The organism is Ammoniphilus oxalaticus, from assembly GCF_003609605.1.
Classification (GTDB): domain Bacteria; phylum Bacillota; class Bacilli; order Aneurinibacillales; family RAOX-1; genus Ammoniphilus; species Ammoniphilus oxalaticus.
The window spans coordinates 420252-442081 of the sequence record NZ_MCHY01000006.1; the positions used below are offsets into that span (position 1 = coordinate 420252).

A 21830-nucleotide genomic window follows, 5' to 3' on the forward strand; every position below is an offset into this window, starting at 1 on the left:
TTAGGGGAGCTTCCCTCTGTTATACTCTCTAAAAATACCAAAAAATCTTTAGGGGGAGTAACAGATGAAAAAGATGATGAAGAAGAAATGGATGAAAAAATGGGTTGCGATCGGTCTTAGCGCGATGTTTATAGCGGGCTCATTCACAGCGCTTCCATTGTCGCCTATTCAAACGGCTTCCGCAGCGGCGCAAGTCTCAGGCAGCAAACTAATTGCGACGGGGAAAAAATACTTAGGTGTTCCTTATAAGCTTGGCGGAAAAACGCCAAAAGCTTTTGACTGTCAAGGATTTACAAGATATGTATTTAGTAAACAGGGCGTTAACTTACCATCAGGGGCGAGGAATCAGTCAAAGGTAGGGAAATATGTCAGTCGTAGCAATTTAAAAGTAGGGGATCTCGTCTTTTTCTCTACAAGCGCGACAAAAAAATATAGTTCATCTTCGATTAAAAGAATTGGTCATGTTGGTATTTATGCAGGCAATGGAAAAGTACTTCATACATATGGAAAAGGTGGAGTCAAGTTTTCGGACCTCAATTCAAAGTGGTGGAAGTCCCATTATGTGACAGCTCGCAGAGTGTAGAACTTGGGTAGGCTTTAGCAAGCGCGATATTCATAAAAAGGAGGATGGTTGACAGCCATCCTCTTTATGCTGTTATGACCGAATGTAAGGCGAATTGCTCGCGTATCGGTTGTGAATGCTGCGCTCATGACCAAATGTAAGGCGAATTGCTCGCGCGACGGTTGTGAATGCTGCGTTCATGATCGAATGTTAGGCTAATTGCTCGCGTATCGGTTGTGAATGCTGCTTTCATCCTAAAAATCCCCGCCATCTCCATCAGAAATATCGAATCCGTCGTTATCGAATCGGGTTCTATCGTCAGTCGATTCCACTTCGTCTTCTCCAAACAGCAGTTCGTTCATCATCCACCCGCTAAACATGCCAGCGACAAATCCGCCCATTGCCCCGCTCATCACATCATGGTGACGGTCAAAGTGTTCTGCTCCCGTTTGGTCTGGTGAAGCGTATTTTTGCGGATGATCGATCATTTGCTGGACGACATCTACAATTTTGTTGGACATGGCATTGATATCTGTCAATTCTTCATTGCTTAAAAATAGTTCCCGTCGTAACCGTTGTTTGCCCGTTGGTAATAGGGACAGCGATTTTAGCTCCAATCGCAAGCGAATTCCTGAGTCCTCCAAGGCGGAAATAAAGGCGATCTCGTCCACTTGATTTTTAAAATGACTCGTTGGCGCGAACGTAAACACCTGGCTTTGTCCGTTAAAAAAACCTGAATCGGCTTTTTCACGAAAGCCACTCTTTGCTAGAGCCTGAATCAGTTGATTAAATCGCTGCGGAGGTAAAATGCGGATGTCATCTTGATCAAAATGATCCGCTCCTCCCGCAATGTCGAGTTGGGTTGTCATCGTATAAGATACCGTTTCCCGCGAAATGAGCAAAGTAAACGGGAGCTCGTATGTAAATGGAATGATTTTTCTCTCTTTTGCTCGCATGACAAATGAGGCGTGAACAGGAAGTGAGGCGACGACTTGCGTGATCTCTTTTCCCATGATTCGAACCTTGAGGTTGAAGTCCACTGTGATTTTGTTAATTTGCTGATCAACAGCGCCTCCAGTGATTACAAATTCGCCAATGACGGTCTCGCCTAATTCATAGGCGGGCTTTTTTAGGACAAAGTCAACTTTTGCCGCTCCAATTCCGAACTTGGCCATCATTCTTTTGAACACCGCAATCTGCGCCTCCTTTATCTGAGTTTATTATGCGCGAAAATAACGGCGCGCGATCCTGTTTTTGTGTGTAACATTGTACGAAGCGAAACGTGTTAAGTATGAGGGGGGAAAATGAAAAAACGATCACTTCAATTAGAACAGTTATATAAACAATATGCAAAATCTCTTTATTATTATCTTGTTAAATTAGGCGGTTCGACCCATCTCGCGGAAGATTTAACGCAAGAAACATTTGTCCGCGCGACGATCCATCTTCATACATATGACGGAGAACATGCGCGGGCCTGGCTGTTTCGCGTCGCTCGCAATGTGTATTTAGACGAATGGCGAAAGCAAAAACGCAGGCAAACGATTCCCCTCATCTCTATTTTAGCGCCAAAAGCAGAAATGATCAGTCCTTACGGACTTCCGGAGGAATCGATGCTTGCCAGGGAACAAACAGAACAAATCGTAGACTTGTTATCGTATTTATCGGAACAATATCGTTCCATCCTGTATTTACGCGAATATGAACAGTTTAGTTACAAGGAAATTATGGACGCGATGCTGCTGACGGAAAACCAGGTGAAAGTGACTCTGCATCGAGCGAGAAAACGCTTAGCCCAATTGGCGGAAAAAAAGGGGTGGAAACATGACGGAAGAATGGAATGAAGAATTAGAAAATAAAATATTACGAAAGTCGAGATTTACATTGACGTGGCAGATCGTTCGGATCCTAATTATTGTGTATGTGTTGTATGCGATGTATATGTTAGCGTTGAATATCTTGTTTTCCCGTTCCGATTCCGGGGCGAAACACGCGTATTATTCGAATCTAGCGGTCGAGTGGACGACGCCAAATACGTATGCTGCCTTTCCAACACTTGTGGATTATCAGGTTTCCAAATTTGGAACCCAAACCTTTTCCTATGATGTACTAAAAAAAATAGGTGACGAATCCAAAAAGATTGGGGAAGCTCAGGTTACAAAACGAATTTGGAATGATTTCTCAAGCATTAGGTTGAGGACTCTAGACAATGCGCGATGGAGTCCATATGGATTTAGCTTGCCGACCGATCCGCGAACGGATAAGAAACTTAGCGGGGAGCGGAGTGACCAGGTGTGGACGACATTGGAAAAATTACCGGAAGGAACGGTTGCTGAACTTTCTTTTTCAACGATGGATTTTATGTCGGCCGAGCAGCTGATGGCGTTGTTGGAACCATATGAATTGAAAGTCTTATGGTTGCCATTATATACGGGGGAATTTGAAAATTACGATCCACAGGGATATGTTGGCGGCGGGAACTCGTTAATTCCAAATGGCGGCATTGGCTTGACGTGGGGACGGGAGCATAGCGCAGATTTTTTAAGCGGCGGAAGTATCGGTCTAAGTCACGAAATGTTGATGGAAAACCAATCGATGATGTTAAAGAATATGGAGGAGTTATTAGAGGAATCCGACAGTTATCGCGAAAACTTTTTGGGATTATCACAACTTGAGGAAAAATATGATTATTTGAAAAAAGAAGGATTTACCGTTTATGGGGCAGTTGTCACGGGACCTACCAAAGAGTTGTTGAAACTACAGGAAGCTGACTTTCTGTGGGGCGAACATTTGGGCGAGATTGAGTGGTGGAACTGGTACCCAAGAAATTAAGTAGTGGGAGGAAATTTTGCCAAAAAAGGTTAAGTGGTAGACTATAGAGGAATGACTTATTTACTAAAGGAAGGGGGATCTAAATGAACTCATTCATGAAACGAGCGGTCGAGTTAGCGATTGAAAATGTACGAGCGGGTGGCCAACCGTTTGGCGCGGTGTTAGTCAAAGGGAACGAGATTGTCGCCGAAGGGGTCAATGAGATTCACCAGAAGTTTGATGTAAGCGGACATGCGGAACTGTTAGCGGTTCGGCGCGCTCAAGAAAGATTTCAAACCAACGATCTATCCGACTTTGTCATGTACGCGAGCGGAGAGCCTTGCCCGATGTGTTTTGCGGCGATGAGCTTCGCTGGGATTGATCAAGTGTACTATTGCAATGCGGTGGAAGAAGCGGTGGCGGTTGGACTTGGGAAATCAAAAGAGATTTACGAGGATTTCGGCAAAGCGAAAGATGAACGGACCCCTCCGATGCGGCGGATGCCGTTAGAAGCGGGGCAACTCGATCCGATGAAAGTGTGGCAAGAGGCGAACAAATAACAAAAGGTGAGAGAAACGAAATCGTTTTTCTCACCTTTTTGCTTGTTCGAACTATTAAATTTCAATGCCTTCCAAACTAGCGCCTTTTACGAACAATCTTTCGATGTTCTTTTCCACCGTTGGATCGGGAATTAATGGCGGCGCGTGATGTGGCTTAATGCGAGCGTCAATGATCACATTGTCGCACGACCAATGCTTGTGTTCGTAAAAACTGTTGACTCCATACATGTCATGCGACGGGTTGCTGCGGGTAAAGGTCGCCCAGAGGAAATTTTTGATCGTCGCGCTCAAAAACGTACTGTCATCGCACAAAATAATCATCGGGCATGAATCAGGCGCTCCTTTTTCGGCAATTGCCTTGCTCAACCCTTGCAACTCTTGTTCAGCTTTTTCATAATCGACAAAGGCGGGTCCTTGAATCGAGACGATCCCTGGCATGACCAACCGCGCATTTTCAAAACCGCGTATTTCTTTTAACGCGTCGGGGACTTCGCGGCATAATTCACGCTTTTTATCCCCATAGGCAGCGAATACGACTTTACTGCCGCTATTTAAACCTGGCCCGGTGTAATCCAATGTATCGATCGTTGTATTCGTGTGAAAATGGAGATCGCGTCGCAGGTCGATTCGTTCCAATATATACGTTAGAAAATCCACTTCCTGATTCGTGTCTAACGGTCGCATATCCTCAGCTGTGATGAACAGGTATTTGGCCAAGCTGAGTTGCCCCGTTCCTAAAATCCGATTCGCCAACGTGAGCAATTCGCTTGGTTGCTTCACTTCCTCAAAAGGGGTGTAGCGTTCGCTTCCAATCGCAAATAGCAACGGATGTACACCAGCCGCATCAACGGCATGCACTTCTTTCACTCCTGGAATATCTTGTCTGATCGCATCACCCGTCATCTCATGGATGAGCGCTCCAAACGAGGTGTCTTCTTGCGGCGGTCTGCCCACGACGGTAAATGGCCAAATCGCATTCGGTTTGGCATACACTTTTTTTACTCTCATTAGCGGGAAGTTGTGTGTCAAGCTGTAATAGCCTAAATGGTCGCCGAACGGACCTTCGGGTTTGACTTCATCAGGATAAATATCGCCCGTGATCACAAAATCGGCATCATTGCTAATGCAGTAGCCATCGACATAACTGTAACGGAACCGACGTCCCGCCAGTAATCCCGCAAAAGTAATTTCGCTCATCCCTTCGGGCAACGGCATAATCGACGCTAACGTATGGGCGGGTGGACCCCCGACAAAAATACTTGCCTTGAGCGGTTCGCCGCGTTTGTTCGCTTTGTCTTGGTGGATCCCAATGCCACGGTGAATCTGGTAGTGCATCCCAATTTCTTGATCCAACTCGTACTCATTGCCATTCATTTGGGCGCGGTACATCCCCAAGTTTGAATTCATAATTCCAGGTTTATCTGGATCTTCTGTATACACTTGGGGCAAGGTCATGAACGCGCCGCCATCCATCGGCCAGTGGTGTATCAGCGGTAGGTCGGAAATGTTGACTTCATGTTCGGTAACGGGTAGACCACCTGTTCTTTTTAAAGGCAACGCTTTTAGGGCCGCAAATCCATTTGGAATATGGGCAAGCGGTTTTTTGAACGCTTTGACTGGATCGTTGCGCAACTTGATCACTTTCTGCACCGCATCCAACGTATGCCGAAAAATAAATTTACTGCGCTCCATCGTTCCAAACAAGTTCGATGCGGCTCGAAATTTCGACCCTTTTACATTTTCAAACAACAATGCCGGACCGCCAGCCTCATATACTTTGAGGTGAATCGCAGCCATTTCAAGATAAGGATCCACTTCCTCGCGAATCCGAACCAAATGTCCATTTTCTTCTAAGTCCGCAATGCATTCTTCTAAACTGCGATACATCTTCTATATACCCCATTCTATTCTCTTTATAGTTGTTAGTAGATTCTCAATTACAAGTTAAAACGAAATCAAAGTCGTTGTCAAACAAAGCAATTTTATGGATGCTTTTTGGATGGAAAAGTCGATTTTTGGTGAGAAGGAGGGAGGTATCTGATTATTAATTGGAAGGGCCCTATAATAAAAACATGATTTGAATGCTAGTTTTGTTTTGTCCTGTCGCCCTGACTGTATCCCGAAAAGAATGATCCGATCCTAGGAATTCGTCATATGGTCAAAAATAGGGTCAGATCTGAGGAAATTCTTTGCAGAGTTCAAAAAATAGCGGTTAGGTCACAAAAAGTTGTCGTCAGGTTACAAAATTCCTGCGCTAGGTCCCAAAATTAGCCGCTAGCTCACAAAATCGCGCTGTATGCTCCTTTTGGAGGAATGATTCTAAATAACCTTCATTTAAACACCAGATTCACAAGCGTTTCATGACCGAATCTTGTGCGAACCGTTCGCGTATCAGTTGTGATTGATGCGTTCATGACCGAATTAATGACGTCGCGCTTGTCCCATCTGCCTGATCCATGTTGTAAGCAACAAATGAGTGATCCCAACCGCGGATCCAACGACAGCGACCACAATTGTAACGGGGAGTGGCCATCTTTCTATAACGATGAAGGAATACAAACCGATACTCAACGGATAAAAAAGTAAGCCTATTTTTACAAGTGATTCCAACTCGTACTTTTTAAAAAGCAGAAAGATCGTTTGCGATGATACAGATAAGAACAGGATAAAGAAGAGAGGTGCAAACGTGAGAACCGTACAAATGTCATTAAATAGTATGAATTCGTCATTGAATGTAGCTGGAGGCCAAAAACGAATCACGCCATAGAACGGAAGCAAGAGAGACACTATAAGCCATATACAATAGAACATCTCGTACAACACCCCATATCTTACTTATTGCTTGATCATCATTATTTTTTGATACATACCATAAAAAACAAGGGTTCATCGCGAACAATGCGGACACTGTCAAGATAGGGGTCAATTGTTTTTTCGAAAATTAACCCAGTATCTGTGTCAAGCATCGAAATCAAAGGTCTGATCAATCGCTTTTTAAATGATAAATGCCCCGATTTAGGAGCGAACTTGTCAAATATTAAAAAACCGCTATGACGCTTTTTCACACGAATCATTTCATGTATTGCTTGATCAGCCTTTGCGACAACGGATAAAATGAGGCTCCCAATGACTCGATCAAAAAATTCGTCTTCAAATTGAAGGTGTTGGGCATCCATTTCCATGAAGGTAATGGAAGAAGCTTTGAATTTTTGTTCCGCCTTTTTAATTATATCTCTTGAAAAGTCGAAGGCGGTAATTTCAAAGTTTTGATGTTGGATCAGTTCCAGGTCCGCTCGGTCCCTATTCCAACGAACAAGCTTTTTTCCCGTGATCGGAGTGGATGTCTGAAACTAGTTCCTTTCTCTTTTTTAAAAAAGCTCCTGAATTAAAGAACAAATCATAATAAGGAGACCGTACTTTGTAAATGATTTTATACTCTCTCCTGATCATCTCTATATAAGTGAAGCCTTCGTATTTTATTGTATATTATATGCCATCTGATAGGGGAAAATGGAAGACAAAAAGAAGTAGCCCCCTTTTGAACGAGCAAGGAGTCTACTTCCACCGAGTGAAAGGTTTTTATCTAATAGATTGGGTACGAATCTTGGACCATCCCCTCCGCATCGCTTCTTAAATTCTGGACTTTTGCAATCGAAGCGCGTTGAGGACGACTGAGACAGAACTAAAAGCCATCACAGCCCCTGCCAACCAAGGGGCTAATAAGCCGAACATTGCAAAAGGGATGCAAATCAGATTATAGAGAAAGGCCCAGGCAAAGTTCTGCTTAATGTTGGTCATCGTTGCTTTGCTCAATTTGACGGCTTCTACCACTTTGCTTAAATCCCCTTTGATCACGGTGATGTCACCCGATTCGATCGCAATGTCGGAACCGGTTCCGATCGCAATCCCAACATCTGCCACGGTTAAGGCAGGCGCATCATTAATCCCGTCGCCAACCATCACCACTTTTCCCCTTTTTTTCTGCAACGTTTGAATGATTTCGGCCTTCCGCTGCGGAGGAACGTTCGCTTGAACTTTGTTAATTCCCGTTTTGCGAGCGATCGATTGGGCGGCGGCTTGATTATCGCCTGTCAGCATCATCACGTCGATGCCCATTTTTCGTAAACGTGAAATAGCCGAGCACGACGAAGGTTTGAGTTCATCCGCAATGGCGATGATGCCCGCAAAACGCGACTGGATCGCGGCGACGACGACGGTTTTGCCCGCCCGTTCCAACTTGGTAATCATCCGCTTTGCGTCCCTTGGAATGTGAATCTTTTGTTCCATAAAATAAGTTGGATTCGAAATCAGCGTTTGTTGACCGTTCACTGTTGCTTGCATTCCATAGCCAGGAATTGCTTCCGCTTGATTCGCTTGCGGAAACTTGACGACTCGTTGTCTTGCAGCGCGCATGATCGCATTTGCAATAGGGTGGCCCGAGGCGCTTTCGACGGCCCCGACGATTTCAAAAAAAGCTCGCTCATTTCCATCGTGAACATACGTGTCGGTGACCTGCGGTTCGCCTTTGGTGATTGTCCCCGTTTTATCCAAGACAATCGTGGTCGCCTTGCCTAACACCTCAAGAAATTTACCTTCTTTAAATAAGATGCCGACTTGGGCCGCTCGTCCGCTGCCAACCATCACCGAAGTAGGGGTGGCGAGGCCGAGCGCGCACGGACAGGCGATGATGAGGACAGCGATCATTTTTTCGAGAGCAGAGCTCAGCGTTGCGGGTTCGAGTAGTAGATACGACAGCGCGAAAGTAAGTAGAGCGATGCCGATAATAATCGGGACGAACACGCCCGTAATTTTATCGGCAATCTGCTGAATTGGCGCTTTCGACGTTTGCGCCTCTTCAACTATGCGAATGATTTGGGACAATGTCGTTTCGGAATCGCGCTTGGTCACTTCGATGATCAACGTTCCATTTTGATTCACCGTTCCCGCGTAGACGGAACTGCCGTTCCCTTTTTCAATCGGAATGCTTTCCCCAGTCAACAAGGATTCATCGACCATCGAATTCCCTTTCAGAACTTGTCCATCAATCGGTACTTTTTCACCTGATTTCACGATGATCACGTGACCAGGAGCAAGTTGATCGACAGCCAACGGAGATTCCGTTCCATCCATTGCGTATAATGTAGCGGTCTTCGTTTGCAGTTGGTACAGTTTTTTGATCGCCTCGGTTGTTTTCATTTTTGCGCGGGCTTCCAATAATTTTCCAAGCAAAATAAAAGTAATAATAAAGGCGCTTGTTTCATAAAACAACACGATCGTCTGCGGATCGATTGGTGTATGTAGGGTCGTAAAGGTTAAATAATGGCTGTAAAAAAAAGCGGCGGATGTGCTAAGCACGACGAGTGTATCCATGTTGGCGCTGCCACTTTTGAGCGCGAGCCAAGCGCGTTCATAAAATTGAAAACCGATGATCAACTGGATCGGAATCGTGATCGCAAATTGGAATAGGGGGTTGAGCAGCAAGGCAGGGATCGTAACAAACGAAGCCCATTGAAAGTGACTCAACATCGCCCAAGCCAACGGAATGGTTAGCAATGCGGAAACGATGAACTGCCATTTGAGAACAGTCAGTTCATGATGTTTTGTATTGGCTTGTTGCTCGCCCGCAATGCTCGCTTTGAATCCGATCGACATGATTTTTTGGATGACGTCCTGAATGCTGACGACTTGTTTGTCAAAGGTGATTCGTCCTTTTTCCGTTGTCAAATTAACTTGAACGCCTTGTACACCGTCCATTTTTGAAACAATTCGTTCGATTCGTGTGGCGCATGCGGCGCAATGCATGCCACTGATCTGGATTTGGTCCGTTTCTTTCATGCTCCTTTGTTCACCGCTTTCTACTCCGTTCATTTACTAACATCCCTATTAGTAGCAAACGAGCTTTAGAACAAAACGGACAAAGCCAAACCTCAGCTACCAGTTGAAGTTTGGCCTTTTTTATCCTGATCACGGATCCGTCCCGTCGCCAGCAAGGCGCATTTATGGATTCCGAGCATGAAAAAACCGGCTGCGATCTGGTCTGTTTTTGTATTAAAAGGAGAAGGAAGGATTCCCATCAACGTCCCGTCTGGTCCACAAAGATGAGCGGTTAATTGAGCAAGTAAAGGGTTACTCGTTCCGTCAAGAAACGCGCTGAAAATGAACAAGGAACAGGCAGGCATCAACAGCATCCCACTTAAAAAAGCATATCGTTTTCTGCGATCAGGACAAAGACGTTGAGCTGGATCCGGGGTAACAATCGGCCACCACATCCCTACGGCTAAGCAAAACAACAGTGTCGTGTAGCTTTTGTGGAACAAGGGATGTTGGAGGATGAAAGTTAACACAATCGGAAAATGGTAGATAAATAGCAAGATGGAGAAGATAACTAAGGAATTGCGCGCTGTACTCATTTTATTGATGGAAGGATGGATGAATCGAATTTTGGGTCGGAATTGAAACAACGCGTTTGGGATGCCTAGTAAAAAGAGTGGGGGAATCACAAAGTAAAAGATGCTCATTTGGATCATGTGTAAACTAAAGGACAGGTGACTGATCTTTGTTAGCGGGCTGCCGATCGTGATGTAGAGTAGGCCGAGACTAAGCAAAAAGAAGAGGGGTTGTTTTGATAAAAGGGAGCCGTCTGTAAATCGCAGAACGAGCAAACCATAGAAGGCGGCGATCCCAATTAAACCAAATAGTAGGGGGAGGTTCCAGACTAATTGGCCGATGAGCAACGACTGGATCATGTTAAACTCCTCCTTTTCGAGCTAGACGTTACATGCTTATGATGAAGCAAGAGAAATATAACAAGAGATTTTGCCAAAAAGGGATTTGACGTTTAGTATGGAGGAGAAGGTATGCGGGTAAAAAAGGAAAAGGAGCATGACAATGACAGAACGAACAATAACGAGCAAAGAAATTGTGAATGCGTTTCGTTTTAGACACGCGACAAAGGAATTCGATCCGACCCGAACGATTTCCGACGATGATTTTAACACCATTTTAGAAGCGGCTCGGCTTTCGCCAAGTTCGTGCGGTTATGAGGCATGGAAATTCCTCGTGGTCCAAAACCGTGAATTCAGAGAAGAATTGAAAGAAATTTCATGGGGAGCCCAGGGCCAGTTGCCAACGGCAAGCCATTTTGTCATTATTTTGGCAAGAACGATGGAAGATACAAAATACGATTCAGACTATGTGCGCAATCAGATGATTAACGTGCAAGGCTACCCAGAAGAAGTATTTGAGCAAATTAAAGGAAGCTACAAGGCGTTTCAAGAGGAAGGTCTAAAATTGCTCGAAAATGAACGAACGATGCTCGATTGGGCAGGGAAGCAAACGTATATTGCTTTGGCAAATATGATGACCGTTGCGGCAATGCTTGGGATCGATTCGTGTCCGATCGAAGGATTCGATCTGGAAAAGGTTCAGCAGTTGCTTGCGGAAAAAGATTTGCTCGAAGGCGGCAAGTTGGCTGTGTCTGTGATGGTGGCGTTCGGTTATCGCGCGGGTGAGCCGAAAAGAGAGAAGAGACGAAAACTGATGGAAGAAATTGTACAATGGATTGAATAGTCAAAACGAGGAGCCAAGCGCTCTTCGTTTTTTTATTTTTTATTGGCGGTGGAGTGGACTGGCGTTTGTCGAAATGAAGCAGGTCTTGTGATAAGATGATTGCCACCCAATTTGGAACTTGTTACACTAAATACCAGGGGGGTGAAGAAGTTGGAGATGATTGAGCAATGGATTAAACCGTATTTGCAAGCGGCAAACGGATGGGAAAATGTAGTCATTGCGATCGGAGTGTTCCTTTTTTCGCTGTTACTGCGCAAGATCATCATAAAATATGTGTTTCAATTCATTTTAAAGCTGACACATAAAACCAAACAGGAGATCACCACGCAAGTATTCTTGGCCTTTGAAAAACCGTTACAAGTGATGATGGTGTTGATCGGGATTAAGATCTCACTATCTTTTATCGTTTTAGAACCTGCGACGAACGTGGTCATTACGCGCGCGTTTCGCTCGGCTATTATCTTGCTGATGACGTGGGGTGTGTTCACCTTAACGGGAGAATCGTCACAGTGGTTACAAGGTATCGCCCGTCGTTTTGACATCGATATCGACAAAATTGTGATCCCCTTCTTTTCAAAAATCATCCGTTTTTTCGTGATCGCGTTGGCCATTAGCATTGTGGCTCAAGAGTGGGACTATGAGGTAACGGGACTGATTACGGGACTTGGAATCGGTGGTTTGGCGTTTGCTTTTGCGGCCCAAGACGCGATCGGAAATATTTTTGGCGGATTGATCATCATTACGGAAAAACCGTTCGGGATCGGGGATTGGATCGAAACGCCGAGTGTGGAAGGGACAGTTGAAGACATTACGTTCCGCAGTACGCGGGTACGCACGTTCGGGCAGGCTTTGGTCACAGTGCCAAATTCAAAACTGGCGAATGAGCCAATTGTGAACTGGAGTAAAATGGGTAAACGCCGTGTTACGTTTACGCTTCGTGTGACGTATACGACGCCGCGCGACAAACTGCGAAATTGTGTAGAAAAAATTCGAACGATGCTCCAAGAGCATCCTGAAGTGGACCAGGAAGTATTATTTGCTAACTTTGATGAATTTGACGACCATGGTTTAGCGATTATCCTCTACTTTTTTACAAAAACAACGAACTGGGGAGAATGGCTGCGCGTCAAAGAAGATTGCAACTTGAAAATTATGCAAATTCTAGAGGAGGAAGGAGTCACGATCGCATTGCCCAGTACGAGTGTGTACTATGGAAATAATTTGCAAAGTCCGCCTGCGATCGATTGGAATCCTGATCAGCAAAATAAAACAGGCTAGTTATTTAAAAGGAGTGTTCGCATAATCCAGTGTCATGGAGGGAAAATAAACAACTAAAGGAAGTTATTTTCTTTTTCTCAGGATGGCATTGGAGGTGTGTACGCAAATGGATTTGAGCTTAATTTGGAAAGCAGCGCTCGTTGTTGTCGGCGGCACTTTATTGTTACGGATTGCGGGTAGAAAATCGATTTCTCAGATGACCCTCGTTCAAACGGTCATCATGATCGGGATCGGGTCGTTGTTAGTGCAGCCGATCGTTGGAAAAAATATTTGGGCGACATTCGCGGTCGGTTTCGTGTTAGTGCTTACACAGATTGCGATGGAATACTTGGAAGTTAAATCGGACGCCTTTGAAAAACTGGTGACAGGTCAAGCGATTTCACTCATTGAAAACGGGCAAATTGTAGAAAAGAATTTAAAGAAGTTGAGGTTAACCGTTGATCAACTGGAAATGCAATTGAGGCAGGTCAATGTTGCGAAAGTGGGCGATGTGCAATGGGCAACGTTGGAGCCGAATGGTAAAATGGGTTACATGTTAAAAGAGAAAGCGCAGCCCGCGACCAAAGAGGATATTCAAGACGTACTGAATTTGATCAACGAGAGATTGCCATATATTCGATTGGCTGACGAACAAAATCGGCTTGTTTCGAAGCCGATTGTTCCGCAAAGTGAATCAGGGGAAAACATCTTTACGGAAGTCGTTCACAAAGGGCATGATGAACCGCCTCCGCAACGATTGCAATAGTCAACGGTGAGCAGTTGAGCTGCTCCCGTTGCTTTTTTTCGATCTTTTTCAGAAGCGCGCGGGTGAGAATGAATGGGTTGGGGGAGGGATAGAGGTTTGGCGTGGTTCTTTTTGACAAGTGCGATTTTACTTGAGATTGCAGGCACCGTTTCTATGAAACTATCGGATGGATTTTCAAAATGGATTCCGTCTGCTTTGATGCTATTATTTTATTTACTGGCGTTTATTTGTTTGAGCTTTTCTTTTCGAACCATTTCTGTTAGTATCGCTTACGCGATTTGGTCGGGAGTCGGTACGGCGGCGATTGCGATTATTGGTTACTTTATTTTTCAGGAGTCGTTAACAGTGACAAAGGTAACGGCTATTTTGTTGATCATCATCGGTGTCGTATTGTTAAATATCGGCGGCGATTCAAAGACGCAACTAGAAGTGAGCTCACAAAACGACGTGGCGGTCGGGGATGAATGAGCTCACGAGGGCAGGTGGATCCAGATTGACGGCATGATTGTTTTTCTCTATGATATGAATTGAAAAGTTGGAGATTTATAAAAGTCGAAAGTTGATAGGGATAGAAAAAGTAGAGTAGAAGGGGTGTAGCGGTTTGCAAATCACGCAAAAAGAGGAGATGCCGCTGGAGGAACAACCGAGCGCGTTAATTCGTTATTTATCTAAAATGAAAGGGTCAGGGAGAAGCCCACTTAAAGTGAATGGAAAAGATGCGCTTACGGGTCTTATTGGTGGATTTCTGACGATTCTTAGCTTGGTTTGGTTGACCGATGTGACGAACGCGACTTGGTTAATGGCGCCGTTTGGGGCTAGTTGCGTACTTGTTTTTGGCGTTTGGAACGCGCCTTTGTCACAACCACGCAACGTGATTGGCGGCCATTTTTTATCGGGACTGATCGGCTTGACGATGTATCATTTGTTTGGAAACCAACCCTGGTCGATCGCTTTAGCTGTTGGTTTGGCAATCATGGTCATGCTCGTTACCAAAACAACTCATCCGCCAGCGGGAGCGGACCCGATTGTAGTCATGTTGGGCGGATACGGTTGGAGTTATTTAGTCGCTCCCGTGTTGATCGGCGCAGTGCTGATTGTGGCGCTTGGCTTGATTATTAACAATTTACGAAGCGCGCGTCAGTACCCGACCTTTTGGTTTTAACGGCGGCGTCGGATCGGCTTGGATGGGATGGATTGGGTAAAACAAAAGCAGGTAAAGCAAATCGCTTTACCTGCTTTTGTTGTTTTTGAGGAGGGCTTGCCTTTTTGTAAAGGTCAGAACTCCCGCTAGAACTCGATCACGTCGACGGATTCTAGTATCCAGGCGCTGTAATGGCCCCAACTCCCGTTACACTCGGATAATTTGGGACTTGTCGGCTGTAAAGGTCAGAACTCCCGCTAGATCTCGATTACGTCCACGGAATCTAGTATCCAGGCGCTGCAATGGCCTCTTTTCCATCCTATTTTTACGAGGCAGCTTCTTGCATATCGGCGTTTGAGTTTTGAGACCGAATGACGGATATAAAGGTGAAGACAATGGCGATGCCTAAACCAACTGCGATCGCGCCATACTCAAAACGAATGGTAGGCATACCAACTAGGCGCCCGATTCCGTTCAATAAGATAGGAGATAAAAATTGTCCAATAAATATCATACTGGAAGTGATTGCTATCGCTCGATCGCTTTGTTGCGGCTCGACCGCATTGATTACTTTAACTAAAAGAACCGGAAATAAAATCCCTTGCCCGAAACCGATTAAGCAAACGGAAATGAAAACGAGCGGCAGATTGTTCATTAGGGATAATATTGAAAATGCGATTCCCATGACTAACAGTGTGATAGGAATAATATAGTTTTTCAATAAACCTTGCAATCGTACGAGGAGTATGCTGGTCGTCATACCGCCGACCGTTGTAAACGAAATGACGGTTCCGGCTAAACCGGCGCCGCCTAAATTATTTTGTTCCATATACAAGGCCATGTTGGTCGCGATCGAATAATAAACAAGCATCACGCCGCCCATCGATACAGCATAACCATACACTACCAATGGAATTTTTTTGCGCGGTTGATTGCCTGTTCGTTTTTCGACCGTACCTCTCGGTAGGAAAAAGAACACCAAAATCATGATGATCAACCCGATAAAATACACGTTAAAAGGGACTCTCCAGCCAAACGTTGCGAGGTATCCCGCGAGCATCATCGTAACGATTCCGCCGAAATTACTAAAGGCGGAGTTATACCCCATCATTTGCGTTCGTTCTTCCCCTGTAAAATAGTCGCTAATCAAGGACATTGAAAGCGGCATCACTAATCCTACCCCAGCTCCAAGCGCTAAGCGAAACGCGAGCAGCGATTCAATCGAATTCATAAATTGGGCGCCGACCCCGCTTAATAGATAGATGACTAACCCAGCCATCAGGAGTGACTTTTTCGTTATTTTTGTCGTTAAATAACTACATAAAAAAGAAAACGGGATGATCATCAGCGATGGGGCCGTCAAAATTAATTTAATGAGGACGGGATCGGCAGTAGGGAACTCCTGCGCGATCAGACCTAAAGCAGGTGAAATGGCAGCCCCAGCCATCACGGTCGCCATCCCAATGGAAATAATCGTTGGTTTTAACATTTTATTCATTCAATCACGCTCTTTTTCCTTTGAAATTTAACTTATCGTTCAATGAGGCGCAGCACTTTATCAACTGATATTTCCACTTGTAAAATATCGCGCGCATTCCATAGATTCAGTCCATGTGAGAGGGACATAAAGTAAATGGCCAATTCCGTTGGATCTCCATCGATGAACAGACCCTGCTCTTGTCCGTTTGCAATGATGCGGCTGATACCGTCAATAGCCGACTTATATTTTTCGCTCATCGTCTGCTTGACTTCATCGGACAGCTCCTTCGAGTCAAAGGCTTGGAGCAAAATTACGTGGCGATAAAGGCCCTTTTTTGTGGCCCCTTCATGAGACATTTTGGTCAGCCAGACGAGTTGATCGCGCGGAGAACCTGATTGACTTGCCGCATCATCCACACTTCGAATAAAAAGATCTAACACATCCAACACGATCGAAACATACGCATCCTCTTTTGAATCAAAGTAATGATAAAATAAGCCATGACTTAAATTGACGGAAGAGGTAATTTCACTAATTTTTGTCGCCGCAAACCCTTTGGAGCTAAACAGTTGCAAAGCTGCTTGACTTAGTTGCTCATAACGTTGATCACGAATCTTTTGAAATTTATCAATCCTTTTTGTAGACATCGTTATCGACCCTTTTTTAGTAGATGTAATTGGTTGACTGATCAGTCAACGATCTATACTTTAAATCAAATCAGTCACCTTTGTCAAAAAGTGATGTGCTCGCTTGATGTCGAATAATGTTAAAATAGAGTAGTTCCCTAAACGGAGCGCGTACTTTTTTTAGTTTTGGAGTGTGATGAATTGTTTAAAAAATTCTTTTCGTATTACCAACCGTATAAAGGGTTGTTTGCGCTTGATTTTTCCTGCGCGATTTTAGCGGCATTATTTGAGTTGGCGTTCCCGCTCGCTGTTAATCGCGTTGTAGACGATCTGTTGCCATCGGGACAATGGGCAATCATATTTTGGGCATGTGTCGGGTTGTTGGCCATCTATGTGATCAGCGCCTGCTTGCAGTTTGTGGTTACCTATTGGGGTCATATGCTCGGTGTGAATATCGAGACAGACATGCGAAAGAATTTATTTGTTCATGTGCAACGGCAGTCTTTCCGCTTTTTTGACAACAACAAAACGGGACATCTCGTGTCACGGATGACGAATGATTTGATGGACATTGGCGAACTAGCTCATCATGGACCTGAAGATGTGTTCATCGCGATCATGACATTGCTTGGCGCCTTCGGATTAATGTTGTGGATTAACCCACAGCTCGCCTTGCTTACATTTGCCGTCATTCCGATTATTATTTTTCTGTCCCTGTTTTTCAGTCGAAAAATGACGGGGGCATTTCGCAGTATGTTTGCCGACGTTGCGAACTACAATGCCCGTGTGGAAAACAATGTAAGCGGGATGAGAGTGGTACAAGCTTTTGCAAACGAGCAACACGAAATTGATCAATTCAAGGTGAATAACGAGCAATTTCGAACGACGAAACTGAGCGCCTACTGGTTGATGGCTTGGAACTCTTCAATCAGCAGTATTTTAATGAAGGTCGTATCCATTTTTGTGCTGTTGTGCGGCACGTGGTTTGTGTTACAAAAGCAATTAACGAGTGGAGAATTTATCGCGTTTATTTTATTGTCGAATATCTTTTTGGCGCCGATCAAGCAAATCAATGCGGTTATTGAGTTGTACCCAAAAGGGATTGCGGGTTTTCGACGCTACCTCGATTTGCTCGAATCCGATCCGGATATTAAGGATAGACCAGATGCGATAGAGGTTCCTCATTTAAAAGGGAACATCGAATTTAACAACGTTAAGTTTGGGTATGAGTCTGATCAAACAATTCTAAAAGATTTCAATTTATCAATCCGAGCAGGGGAAACGGTTGCCCTTGTTGGACCTTCAGGCGCGGGTAAAACGACGATTTGCAGTTTGTTGCCGCGATTTTATGATGTGAATGAAGGAACGATTAAAATCGATGGGATTGACACGAAACAGATCAAGCTTGAATCTCTGCGTTCGCAAATTGGGATTGTGCAACAAGACGTCTTTTTATTCGATGGCACCGTTCGGGAAAATATTGCTTATGGAAAACTAGACGCAACCGAAGAAGAAATTTGGGAAGCGGCCCGCCGAGCGCAGTTGGAAGATGTGATTATGTCGCTTGATGACGGGTTGGACACGTTGATTGGGGAGCGTGGCGTGAAATTGTCAGGCGGACAAAAGCAACGTCTCTCGATCGCCCGCTTATTTCTGAAAAATCCATCTATCCTCATTTTGGACGAAGCGACATCGGCTTTGGATACGGAAACAGAGGCGGCGATTCAGCAGGCGCTATCGGAACTGACGATCGGCCGCACGACCATCGTCATCGCCCACCGTTTGGCAACGATCAAAGATGCCGACCGAATTGTCGTGATCACGAAAGATGGTGTGGAAGAGCAAGGCAGTCATCAGCAATTATTGACGCGAGAAGGCGCTTATAGCCGATTGCATGAGGCGCAGTTTTCGTAGCTCGAAACTGAAATTGTCATGCGGCTGTGGCAGGGGCTTTAATAGCAGGAGAAAACTCCGCTTAAATTTGACCCTGATGAATAGGAAAGCCATAGACCTCCTGAAATTAGAAGTCTATGGCTTTTTTTATATTTTTGGGGAGGCATCTAAATCTTTAGGAACGATAAATTCTACGGTTGTTCCTTTGCGCGGTAAACTTTTGATTGTTAGGCCCGATCCGAAAATCCTTTTAATTCGATTATTTGTATTGGGCAGGCCAATTCCGGCTCCGCTTTTTCGTTGGGCGTCAAGTAGGTTGTTTACTTTTTCGGCATCCATTCCGATCCCATCATCGACGATTGCAATCCGCGCATGTGTTTCCTCATCTGTTACACGGATCCAAACGGTTCCACTCTTCCGCTTTTTCAGGACGCCGTGTTGGACTGCATTTTCAACTAACGTTTGGATCGAGAGCGGTGGTACTTTGATATGGATCGATTTATCAATATTCCACTCAACTTGCAGGCGATCCCCAAACCTTTCCTTTTCGATATAAACATAGGATTTGACAAGCTCAAGTTCGTCTTGAATTGGAATCAGTTGCTGCAGGTTATCTTCTTTAAAACTTCGATATAAATATTTGCCAAACGTATCGAGCAAACGGATCATCCGATCAGGGTCAATTTGGCTCAGACTCGCAATCGTATTTAAGGTGTTAAATAAAAAATGGGGACGAATTTGCGCCTGAAGCCACGCCGATTCCATCGCATGTCGTTCGATGATGGACTTTTTGAGATCGATCAAGGCTACACTGCGAGACTTTAATTCCACGGCATTGATCGGTTTTATTACGTAATCGTTCGCGCCAATCGTAAAAGCAACATTGATTTCGGTCATTGCGCCGCGTGATGTTAGTAATAGGATCGGTAGCTCAAGTAGTGTGTATCGTTTTCGAATCCATTTGGTCAATTCATAACCAGACATATAGGGCATCAGGCCATCGATAATGATCAGGTCCCATTCCAACGCATGTATTAATGGAAGCGCTTCTTTGCCGCTCATTACTGTGACAACATTATAAAGTTCAGCTGGAAATAGTCCTTCAATCACCCGTAAACTCCCCGGATCATCATCAACGATCAAGATGTGAATGAGATCTACGGAGAATTGTGTCTGATTGTCTTCGACGATTTGTTCATATGCAGACTCTTCATCATCTTCATTATCTTGATCATGACTTAACGGCAAGCTAAAAGTGAACACCGTTTCTTTATCGGCTTCTGATTTTATAGCCAAGCGTCCGCCATGTAATTCAATCAGCTGTCTGGATACGTCCAATCTGAGCCCAAAAGCGTCCCGATTGAGTTGTTCCTGTTTGTTTGCAATCTCTCCGTTATCCCGCACATAGATGATAGCCATCTGATTGCAGACTTCTGCATGAACTGTGACTTTTCCCGCTCCCGTATTCGCGATCACCGTTTCTATTAGATTAAAGCAAATCTGGTTGAGTCTGCTTTCATCGGCTAACACACGAGGAAATTGCGGGGGAACAGTTGAGACAAGTTCAACTTGCTTCCCATCAGCCAAATGTTTCACGAGATCAAACACTCCGGCGATTACTGCTTGAATGCTCGCGTTTTTCGGGTGGACTTGAATCATATGCTCTTTTAAACGTGTGAAATCTAGCAAATCATAAAGGACGTAGGACATCCCCCTGCCAATATTTATCAAATAATTTAGATCGCTTCGGTCGCGGTAAGTAAATGAACTTTGCTTGCGGTCAAAAAGCGTTTGGGCGATCGTTGTCATCTTATTCAATGGACTCCAAAGTTTATCCGTGCTTTCCACTAAAAATTCGTCTTTCAGTTGATCGGCCCGTTTCAGCTCATCGACCAGTTCAACGACTTGCCGATTTTGTCGGTAGAATCGTTTGAACCAAAAAACAGCAAAACCGAGAAATGCGCAAAGGTAATCGAAAGGATAGAAAGGGATTTGTAGGCCGTGAACATCCTTAATAAGTCCCCAGACAATTCCAGAAGTCGTACTGACGACGACGATCGCAATGAGAAACGACTCATCCTTGAATTGGAAGTATTCTTTCAAAGCGAGCGTAATAACAGATAGGAATGAGACAAAGTAAAGCGAAAAAAACAGAACATCCACTTGCATAATCGCTTGAATGGGCAGCAGAATGATTAGGGCCGCGCCAATTCCATAGGCGATTGTAAACCACCGAAAACGCTTGTATTGTTTATAATTCGTGAGCAGCATTCTCATTAACTGCACGAGGAAGAAAGGCGCTGCGAGATAGATGAATTCCCTCAGTTTGAACGACCAGGCATAATTTAATTGAAGCCAATCGAAGGTGGCGTTGCTATACGTCACGAGCTCATCGATCGCTGGAAAAGTGAATCCGAGTGTAAAAAATAGAAAAATTTTATCTCGATGAATCAAAATATAGATAAGAAGGCTGTATATACTATGCAGAAAAAGGATGGTTACCATACTGATGAGTAGAATCTGAGCAAAACTTTGTTCTTTCGCGATTACCTCTGTGTAACTAAATTGAAGCGGTTTTGCAATTGAAATCCCTTTCATCGTATCAAAGTTGGACACGTGTAATACGAGGTCTATCTCGCCTTTTTCCGCTGAAAATGAAGCGATATATGGACTTCCTTTTCCGATATGGTGTTCGGGAGTTGTCGCGACAACACCAGAATTTCCTTTTAAGTTTCCGTTTACAAACAAAGCGGTTGCCGTGTTAATAGATGGAATTTGGATTGAGTAGACAGCATCAGAGTCTGACGCTTCATCCAGCTGGATTTTTAAATGATACGTTCCAAACGGCTCTCCGTCTTTTTTATCTAAATTCTTCCCTATGCTCCTTATTTCATTGTCTCTCGCTAGGTTCAGTTTGTTAGGTTCGACCAATTGTTCGGGATAAAACACCCACTCTCCATCTAACGTAATCGAATCCTCATCCAGCGTAAAACCCCGCAAGTCCAACATTCCATTTTTGGCAAAAGGTTGTTCAGCCGGTGTATGGTAATTTAACCACAACAATCGAAAACTCGTTAAAACAACGATCATGATTAATAGAATAAGGACCGCTTTCGATTTATCTTTTGAAATGTTTAAGCTCATTTATGTCTCCATCCGTTTCAA

19 protein-coding genes are annotated in these 21830 nt (G+C 44.4%); 10 read left to right on the forward strand and 9 right to left on the reverse strand.

Going from position 1 to position 21830, the window contains the following annotated elements; all coding sequences use genetic code 11:
* The first annotated feature begins 64 nt into the window (after positions 1-64).
* Complete coding sequence (locus BEP19_RS04135) at positions 65-583, forward strand: C40 family peptidase (protein WP_245983313.1); 519 nt, start codon at positions 65-67, stop codon at positions 581-583.
* Positions 584-816: 233 nt separating this feature from the next.
* Here BEP19_RS04135 and BEP19_RS04140 read toward each other — a convergent pair whose 3' ends face one another.
* The gene (locus BEP19_RS04140; protein WP_120188558.1) at positions 817-1752 is read right to left on the reverse strand and encodes a sporulation protein; all 936 of its coding nucleotides are present in this window, start codon (positions 1750-1752) and stop codon (positions 817-819) included.
* Between the two features lie 114 nt (positions 1753-1866).
* On the opposite strand from BEP19_RS04140, the gene BEP19_RS04145 reads away from it, so the two are divergent.
* The 3 genes from BEP19_RS04145 (at position 1867) to BEP19_RS04155 (ending at position 3933) form a co-directional block, all read left to right on the forward strand.
* Entirely contained in the window at positions 1867-2406 is a 540-nt protein-coding gene (locus tag BEP19_RS04145; RefSeq protein ID WP_120188559.1) for a sigma-70 family RNA polymerase sigma factor, read from the forward strand.
* Complete coding sequence (locus BEP19_RS04150) at positions 2387-3394, forward strand: anti-sigma factor (protein WP_120188560.1); 1008 nt, start codon at positions 2387-2389, stop codon at positions 3392-3394. Before BEP19_RS04145 ends, BEP19_RS04150 begins: the two co-directional genes overlap by 20 nt.
* Positions 3395-3477: 83 nt before the next feature.
* Positions 3478-3933, forward strand: a complete 456-nt coding sequence (locus BEP19_RS04155) for a nucleoside deaminase (protein ID WP_120188561.1) — start codon at positions 3478-3480, stop codon at positions 3931-3933.
* Positions 3934-3987: 54 nt separating this feature from the next.
* Here BEP19_RS04155 and BEP19_RS04160 read toward each other — a convergent pair whose 3' ends face one another.
* The 5 genes from BEP19_RS04160 to BEP19_RS04180 form a co-directional block, all read right to left on the reverse strand.
* Entirely contained in the window at positions 3988-5820 is a 1833-nt protein-coding gene (locus tag BEP19_RS04160; RefSeq protein ID WP_120188562.1) for a UbiD family decarboxylase, read from the reverse strand.
* A gap of 534 nt (positions 5821-6354) precedes the next feature.
* Positions 6355-6744, reverse strand: a complete 390-nt coding sequence (locus tag BEP19_RS04165; RefSeq protein ID WP_120188563.1) for a hypothetical protein — start codon at positions 6742-6744, stop codon at positions 6355-6357.
* 41 nt (positions 6745-6785) lie between these two features.
* Positions 6786-7265, reverse strand: a complete 480-nt coding sequence (locus BEP19_RS04170; protein WP_342767386.1) for a class I SAM-dependent methyltransferase — start codon at positions 7263-7265, stop codon at positions 6786-6788.
* Between the two features lie 298 nt (positions 7266-7563).
* The gene (locus tag BEP19_RS04175) at positions 7564-9801 is read right to left on the reverse strand and encodes a heavy metal translocating P-type ATPase (RefSeq protein ID WP_245983316.1); all 2238 of its coding nucleotides are present in this window, start codon (positions 9799-9801) and stop codon (positions 7564-7566) included.
* Positions 9802-9860: 59 nt separating this feature from the next.
* Positions 9861-10679: a cytochrome c oxidase assembly protein gene (locus BEP19_RS04180; protein WP_120188564.1), complete on the reverse strand. Its 819-nt coding sequence runs from the start codon at positions 10677-10679 to the stop codon at positions 9861-9863.
* A 142-nt stretch (positions 10680-10821) separates the two neighbouring features.
* Here BEP19_RS04180 and BEP19_RS04185 point away from each other — a divergent pair, with 142 nt between their 5' ends.
* From BEP19_RS04185 to BEP19_RS04205, 5 genes are all read left to right on the forward strand, one after another.
* The gene (locus BEP19_RS04185) at positions 10822-11502 is read left to right on the forward strand and encodes an NAD(P)H-dependent oxidoreductase (RefSeq protein ID WP_120188565.1); all 681 of its coding nucleotides are present in this window, start codon (positions 10822-10824) and stop codon (positions 11500-11502) included.
* A gap of 141 nt (positions 11503-11643) precedes the next feature.
* Complete coding sequence (locus BEP19_RS04190) at positions 11644-12780, forward strand: mechanosensitive ion channel family protein (RefSeq protein ID WP_245983318.1); 1137 nt, start codon at positions 11644-11646, stop codon at positions 12778-12780.
* Between the two features lie 106 nt (positions 12781-12886).
* On the forward strand, positions 12887-13525 hold the full coding sequence (locus BEP19_RS04195) for a DUF421 domain-containing protein (RefSeq protein WP_120188566.1): 639 nt from the start codon (positions 12887-12889) through the stop codon (positions 13523-13525).
* A gap of 96 nt (positions 13526-13621) precedes the next feature.
* Positions 13622-13993: a DMT family transporter gene (locus BEP19_RS04200; RefSeq protein ID WP_120188567.1), complete on the forward strand. Its 372-nt coding sequence runs from the start codon at positions 13622-13624 to the stop codon at positions 13991-13993.
* Between the two features lie 157 nt (positions 13994-14150).
* Positions 14151-14687 (forward strand): HPP family protein, encoded by a 537-nt coding sequence (locus BEP19_RS04205; RefSeq protein WP_120188738.1) that lies wholly within the window; start codon positions 14151-14153, stop codon positions 14685-14687.
* A 304-nt stretch (positions 14688-14991) separates the two neighbouring features.
* Here BEP19_RS04205 and BEP19_RS04210 read toward each other — a convergent pair whose 3' ends face one another.
* On the reverse strand, positions 14992-16164 hold the full coding sequence (locus BEP19_RS04210; RefSeq protein ID WP_245983321.1) for an MFS transporter: 1173 nt from the start codon (positions 16162-16164) through the stop codon (positions 14992-14994).
* Between the two features lie 32 nt (positions 16165-16196).
* Entirely contained in the window at positions 16197-16793 is a 597-nt protein-coding gene (locus tag BEP19_RS04215) for a TetR/AcrR family transcriptional regulator (protein WP_120188568.1), read from the reverse strand.
* A gap of 180 nt (positions 16794-16973) precedes the next feature.
* On the opposite strand from BEP19_RS04215, the gene BEP19_RS04220 reads away from it, so the two are divergent.
* Positions 16974-18686: an ABC transporter ATP-binding protein gene (locus BEP19_RS04220; RefSeq protein WP_120188569.1), complete on the forward strand. Its 1713-nt coding sequence runs from the start codon at positions 16974-16976 to the stop codon at positions 18684-18686.
* A 126-nt stretch (positions 18687-18812) separates the two neighbouring features.
* On the opposite strand, the gene BEP19_RS04225 is transcribed toward BEP19_RS04220, so the two are convergent.
* Positions 18813-21809, reverse strand: coding sequence for an ATP-binding protein (locus BEP19_RS04225; protein WP_120188570.1), 2997 nt, complete (start codon positions 21807-21809; stop codon positions 18813-18815).
* Between the last annotated feature and the right edge of the window lie 21 nt (positions 21810-21830).